The sequence below is a fragment of the Paenibacillus zanthoxyli JH29 genome (assembly GCF_000520715.1).
In the GTDB taxonomy this organism is placed as follows: domain Bacteria; phylum Bacillota; class Bacilli; order Paenibacillales; family Paenibacillaceae; genus Paenibacillus_AQ; species Paenibacillus_AQ zanthoxyli.
Genome location: NZ_ASSD01000524.1, coordinates 1 through 6,253, shown reverse-complemented (window position 1 = coordinate 6,253; position 6,253 = coordinate 1). Strand labels below are relative to the sequence as shown.

At 50.0% G+C, this 6,253-nt stretch carries 5 protein-coding genes and 2 riboswitches; all 5 genes read right to left on the bottom strand.

Translation table 11 applies throughout. From position 1 onward, the window contains the following. Positions 1-378: 378 nt before the first annotated feature. Positions 379-1,188 (bottom strand): transglutaminase-like domain-containing protein, encoded by an 810-nt coding sequence (locus L691_RS0120320; protein ID WP_025692187.1) that lies wholly within the window; start codon positions 1,186-1,188, stop codon positions 379-381. 13 nt (positions 1,189-1,201) lie between these two features. Then, positions 1,202-1,282, bottom strand: a riboswitch (cyclic di-GMP riboswitch). Between the two features lie 76 nt (positions 1,283-1,358). Continuing rightward, positions 1,359-1,439: riboswitch (cyclic di-GMP riboswitch) on the bottom strand. 103 nt (positions 1,440-1,542) lie between these two features. Next, positions 1,543-2,202 carry a class D sortase gene (locus tag L691_RS0120315; protein WP_025692186.1) on the bottom strand — a complete coding sequence of 220 codons (660 nt, stop codon included), beginning with the start codon at positions 2,200-2,202 and terminating at the stop codon, positions 1,543-1,545. Between the two features lie 11 nt (positions 2,203-2,213). After that, the gene (locus L691_RS0120310; RefSeq protein WP_025692185.1) at positions 2,214-2,684 is read right to left on the bottom strand and encodes a GtrA family protein; all 471 of its coding nucleotides are present in this window, start codon (positions 2,682-2,684) and stop codon (positions 2,214-2,216) included. Continuing rightward, positions 2,677-3,681, bottom strand: coding sequence for a glycosyltransferase family 2 protein (locus tag L691_RS0120305; RefSeq protein ID WP_025692184.1), 1,005 nt, complete (start codon positions 3,679-3,681; stop codon positions 2,677-2,679). The genes L691_RS0120310 and L691_RS0120305 overlap by 8 nt, the downstream gene beginning before the upstream one ends. A gap of 34 nt (positions 3,682-3,715) precedes the next feature. Continuing rightward, positions 3,716-6,253, bottom strand: a 2,538-nt coding sequence (locus L691_RS29585) for a phospholipid carrier-dependent glycosyltransferase (RefSeq protein WP_025692183.1), incomplete at its 5' end; no start/stop codon positions are given.

Here is a 6,253-nt window from a genome sequence, read left to right as displayed (position 1 = left end):
ATTTTGAAACATCTGACGAGAATTTGCATTCTCATAGATGGCATTTCAAAAGCGTGAAACACGCCGTGAAATCCATCTTTTTTTGGAACTCGCTAAGCGAATTCCCACTCACTCGTTGTTCAGTTTTCAAAGATCAAACTTGGTTGCCGCCGTTCAACTTTGCCTCAGCAACAACTTTTATAATATATCATACACTCTACAGAAACGCAAGCTTTTTTTGAAAGTTTATTTCATCTTGTCGGTAAAAGCTTATGTCCCCCGAGGACGACTTACCTATAATACCTCTTCTTTGGCAATATGGCAACCCCTAAATAGAAAAAAACAATCCACTTATTATTTAAGCGGATTGTACATTTTATTCATGAAGCTTTCAGTTGCTTAATAATACTTCGCACCGCTGTATTTGCTGGCGTTTTTAAAAAGGGAGACCGCTTTATTACTCTTACCTAAGCCGGCGTCTACCGTCGTATCAATAGTCACCCACTGCCCATCAATGAGGACTTCATTCCATGCATGGTATTGAGATACATAGCTGCTTTCACCCATCACAAGCTTAGCGGGAACATTCACGCTGCGAAGCATAGCTGCAAAGAGGGAAGCATAGTCGTAGCAGATTCCTTTTTTGCTGGCAAGCGTTCTGTCGATGTCCGGCATATAATCGGTGGATACGTTGGCTGCCAAAGCGTAGTCGTATTTTACATTGGAGACGATATAGTTATAGATGGCGGTTACTTTTTCTTTGTCGGTGTTGGCATTCTGGGTGAGTTGTTTCGCTTTTTGGATCGCTTTGTCGGACAGACTCCATTTAATATTCTGCACAGAGCTCAGATATACGGCGTTAGGGTCGCTCACCGAAAGATCGATAGAATCGGAATATATGATTTTATACTTGTTGCCGCTGGTATTCTCAAGGATGGAAACTTTATAGGAGCCGGTGCCTAGCTGCAGCGGGAAGGACTCGTTGGGCTCTGATGCGAAGAGGTTGTAAGTATACCTGCTGCCGTTCTTGGTGATCATCAGTTTCGTGCGCTTGCCCTGAGGAACGTTATATTGAATGCCAACAATACCTTGGCTTAAATTCGAAGTGTCGAGCCATTCGGAATTGCCGCTCGCGGCGGCTGCCGGGGTAACCGGAACGGAGTTGGCTAATGTAAATAATATGAGAAGTATGAAATAAAACTTCTTCATAGATAAAACTCCTTTCGGTAGCTGGCTGCCACCCTCGCGGGAAGGCCCTTTAGCTTTGCGTCCCTACCTTTCGATAGGTTTGCCATTGTCGTACAAGTTCCATCTCTTAAAAAATATTTGGTATAAGTACCATTATTTATACTGATGAGCAAATAAAAAAAGCTTTTGCATTCGGTAGCTGGCTGCCATCCTTGCGGGAAGGCCCTTTAGCTTTGCGTCCCTATCTTTCGATAGGTTTGCCGTTATCGTGTTTAGCTTTTCTAATATCAGATTACCATATTTATATGAATTATCAATAGGAAACTAGGAAAATATACCTGGTCAATTACCTATTTTTCCATACTTCCGCCACAGTCACGGAAGCTTTGCGTGCACAATTAACCGATGTGTCGGATTAATCAGCGGATCGCATGTGATGAGCGTAAGGATGCGGTCTTTATGGTTGCCTTCCAGCACGGACACGTCAGTAGGCGCGACAATCGAGATATCGTAGACCGTATAGTCATAAACCTTCCCTTGGGTCTTAACGGTAATCGTATCGCCAATCTTCACCTCGTTCAGACGGTTGAACAGCCTCCCCTTGGTATGGGCGCGGTGAGCGGCGATAGCCGCATTCCCGATTTCTCCAAGCGGAGCGGTCTCGGTCAAATGCACGGCCGCATGCCGCATATTCGCTTTGGTGGCTCCTTCAAGCACGGGCAGCTTTACGTCGATTTTATCAATCTCAATTAGCGCGATAGCTTTCTCGTTTACGTCTGATCCGCCTTTATCCGCTGCAAGCTGCGACGGCTCGTCCAGTGCCGATTCTTCGGCAAGCAGTTGTGTCACCTTAGCGTACTTGAGCCGCAGATCGGGATCGGCCGAATTCTGAGCCGTCTCCGCGCTTTGTTCAAAACTCTGCTCCGCTTCCTTTAGCAGCTTCTGCTGCTGCCAATCTTCAAACCATTCGCTGGCCTTCGGATAAAGGATCAGCAGAACACCGGCGATAATTATGATATAAGAAAGCTTGCGCATTATCTTCACCTCTATCGTCGCTCCGCATCTGTTCCAGAGATCACCTCACCGGAGACAGGCAGAGACTGCTTTGGCTTCACGAACACCCATTTTCTGCTGCCAAAAAAATTGATGATGACCGTAACAAACGTAACCAATACCTTCGACAAAAATTCCTGCAGTCCAAGACGAGTGATTAGAACGCTCATGAGCAGCAGGGATATGCACAGCACGAACAGATTCAATGCTATAAACCTCAGAAGCTGCCTATGATCAAAGCCTTCTTCCTTGCTCCGCTGCCGGTCCTTGAACGTTATTTTACTGTTCAAAATAAAGCTGTTGGCCGTTCCCGCGCCATAAGAGATGATTTGGGCTATGACATAGAACAGTCCAAGCGAATGCAGCAGTGCGAACACGGCCATATCTACCAGCGTATTCAGCAGGCCGACAATATTAAATTTAACGAACTGGAGGATATCGCCGCGTACATTTCTGTTATTCATGGGGTACACCCTTCCGTGATTGTCCGGCTTCCTCCCGAAAGAGCTCGGCTTCCTCTTCCTTCAAGTTTCTGTAGCCTACCTCCTCGCGGACAATGTACAGCGGCCGGTCCTTCGATTCATCGTATATCCGGCCGATATATTCCCCGATTACCCCGAGGATCATAAGCACAATTCCGTTAAACAGCAGGTTCACGCCGACGATGGAGGCCCAGCCGGGTACCGTCCGGGAAGTAAACCACTTCTGCATCAGGACGAAGAACAAGAAGACAAAGCTCGAAAACGAAAGCAAAAACCCAAGGTAAGACGCGATTTTAAGTGGTTTGTGCGAAAAGGACGTGATGCCGTCGAGCGCGAACCGCATCATTTTTTTGAGCGGATATTTGGTCTCCCCGGCAAAGCGCTCCTCGCGGACATACTCCACCATCGTCTGGCGGAAGCCGACCCAGCTGACCAGTCCTCTGACATAGCGGTTCTTCTCCTTCAGTTCGCGCAAAACGTCGCATACCTTGCGGTCAATCAGACGGAAGTCGCCCGTATCGGTCGGAATATCCACGCTCGTCAACCTGCTCAGCAGGCGGTAAAACAGCTTAGCGGTGATTTTTTTGAAAAATGTTTCGCCGTGGCGCTTCAGCCGTTTGGCATACACCACTTCATATCCCTGTTTCCACTTGGCAATCAGCTCAAGTATGACCTCGGGCGGGTCCTGAAGATCGGCGTCGATAACGACGACCGCTTCCCCCTCTGCATAATCCATACCAGCGGTAATCGCGATTTGGTGGCCGAAATTCCGCGAGAAGTCAATCAGCTTCACATGACCGTCCCTACCTGCAATCTCCCGGATGATATCGGCTGAGCGGTCCCGGCTTCCATCGTTTACGAAGATCAGTTCGTACGCGTCTCCGCAGCGGTCCATGACTTCTTTTAGACGCTCGTGAGTATGGGAAATCACTTCTTCTTCATTATACATCGGGACGATCACGCTGTATCTGGCTTTCATTTCTTTTCCTCCTAAATTGTAGACGGCCGTATCCCTAAAAGACCCAAGTCGGGAACCAGCGCAGGAAACCTGTGACGTAGTCCCCGCTAACCTGCATACCCGATAAGACGGGATAGAACATAATAAAGAGCAGCGCCGCCGCAGCGACATACACATAACGAATGACTCTTGACCGGGATTCCGGGAACACGCTGTCCGACAGTTTCAGCAGATAGACCAGCGCCAGAATCATGAACGGGACCATGGCAAAATAATGGTAAAGGAACGTCTCGCGCGGAACGAGCATCCAGGGAATATACTGGGAAAAATAGCCGATCCAAATGACGTATTGCGGCTTTTCGCGGCGTCTCAGCGTCAGCCACAGGACAGCAAGGATAGCAAAAACCCCTGTCCACCAGATCAGCGGATTGCCCATCGTTACAATGCTGCTGGTCTGGCCTGCCGGCAATCCCTCTCCGCCGCTGAAGAACCATACCGGGCGCTTCATAAAGGGCCACTGCCACCACTGAGATGAGAACGGATGGGTAGCCACAAGCTGGCTGTGGTAGTCGTACATATTCTTCTGCGCTTCTAGCAATCCTTTAATTGTATAGCCTTCCGGTGTGACGGACAGTACGGGAATAAACGATAAGCTGTAAATCGCTGCCGGAATAACAATAAAGAAGATAATGCAGGAAGCCAGAGTAATTACGGTTCTGCTCCAGAATGTTCGCGCAGCCTCTTGGCAAGCCGCTGACAGTTCGGGGTCCGCCCGCTTGCCTTCTGCAAGCACTCGCCGGGCTGCCCTGTGCTGCCGGTACCGGTCAAAGAGCGAAATGCCGAGCATAACGGCGAGCCCAGCCCCTCCATACAGCACAATCCATTTGGAGGCAACTCCGATACCGAAGAACAATCCCGACCAAAAAAGCGGCCACAGTGTCTTGCGCAGCGGAAGGCGATAGAAATTCATTGCCGCGTAACGCTGCATGAAGTAGAACATCAGCATGATGAAGAAGACGCCGTACACATCAATGGTAGAAATCCGGGTCTGCGTAAAATGCATGAAGTCCAGCGCGAACAGCCCCGCCGCAAGCGCGGCATAGCGAGTCCGCCCGAACAGCCGCAGCGCCATTACATACATCACAGGCAGCATGGCGATGCCAAATACTGTGCCGACGATCCGCCAGCCGAAAGGATTAACGCCGAACAGCGCCATCCCTACGGAAATTAGCAGCTTGCCCAGCGGCGGATGCGTATTCTCGTACGGAACGATGCCATGGGCGTATTCATATGCGGTGCGTGCATGATAAATCTCATCAAAATAGGTGCTGTTCATAAAGCCCGAATGGGCTGGAATAAGCTGCTGCTCGTCGAACAGGTTAGCCGGTTCACCTTTTTTGGGAGTTCCTCCTGTATCGGGTGACACTCCGGCGACGGGCAGCGGCGACCCGTTTCCTTTCTCATAAAAGGCAATCTCATGCAGATAAAAGCCCGGGTTATTTACAAAAACTCGGACATAGCGCGCCGTGGCGTTAAGCTGCTGGCTTTTCCAGATAAAGACGTTGCCGACATCCTCCTTAATCTTGACCGGTCCAGACCAGCTTTGCGGCGAATCGCCAAATTCCAGCGTAAATTCACCGGTGCCCACGCCGCCGAATATTCTCACCTTGTCCAGCTGCTTCGCTGTGCCCAGATCAACATAGAAGCTTTCACCGGCGGCCGAAGGCGCCCACACCGTTTCCGGCGAACGGACCGAACCGAGATTGACCATGGCTAGCGCTCCATATAGGACTGTAATAGCCGCCATCCACAGCCAGTCTCTTCGCATCATCCGGGGAACAGCACTTCCCTGCGGGGAATGATCCGGACGGAGTTCACCGACTAGCGCCAAATCGGTTTCCCGTTTCTGCTTATCGGTATACGCAGGAGCCAGCGTCAGCACCCTTCCCCTGAAATATATATCCCAGCCGATATACAGCATGTACAGCAGCAGTCCAACGTTGGCGATGGATGTAACAAGGACGATACCGTCCGAGCCGGGATTCTGCCCCGCATTCAGATACAGCAGCACGTATTCTACATTGGCAAATTGGGTCAGGCTCAGGCCGAAGAACAGCGTCAGCAGCCTCCGGTCCTTGATCTGCATAAAGGCGAACAAGCTTAATGCAAGCGCCGGGAACATATACCGTTCATGCATTTTGGTTCCAACCACAAACATGACCACAATTAAAACGAGACCGATAAAGAAGGACTTAGACAGGTCTTTTCGGTCTTTCCGGAACGAGAACAACGCGGCCAAAGCTACTGCGGCTATAATAAAAATATTGCCCCAAGCGCGGTAAGGAATACCGAGCCACATTTGGTCAATCGGCGACCATGACGGAGCGATGAGCGTGTACAGGTTAAAAGCGTTGACGGTGGAATAAGGATAGGAAGTCAACGTGCTTTTGTACAGACCGATCAGACCGCCAAGTCCTCCGTTGCCCCAAAAGAATGGCAGTGTGATCAGGGTAAATGCGATAAGCCCGTACACCGCTCCTTTCAGCAGTTCTTTCCACGCACGGCAATGGATGAAGGCGAACAGCAGTACCGG

Bases quoted from the DNA above. Each gene is read 5' to 3' on its own strand.
- L691_RS0120310 (WP_025692185.1), bottom strand. From the start codon at position 2,684: ATGAATAACAGAAATGTACGCGGCGATATCCTCCAGTTCGTTAAATTT.
- L691_RS0120315 (WP_025692186.1), bottom strand. From the start codon at position 2,202: ATGCGCAAGCTTTCTTATATCATAATTATCGCCGGTGTTCTGCTGATC.
- L691_RS0120320 (WP_025692187.1), bottom strand. From the start codon at position 1,188: ATGAAGAAGTTTTATTTCATACTTCTCATATTATTTACATTAGCCAAC.
- L691_RS0120305 (WP_025692184.1), bottom strand. From the start codon at position 3,681: ATGAAAGCCAGATACAGCGTGATCGTCCCGATGTATAATGAAGAAGAA.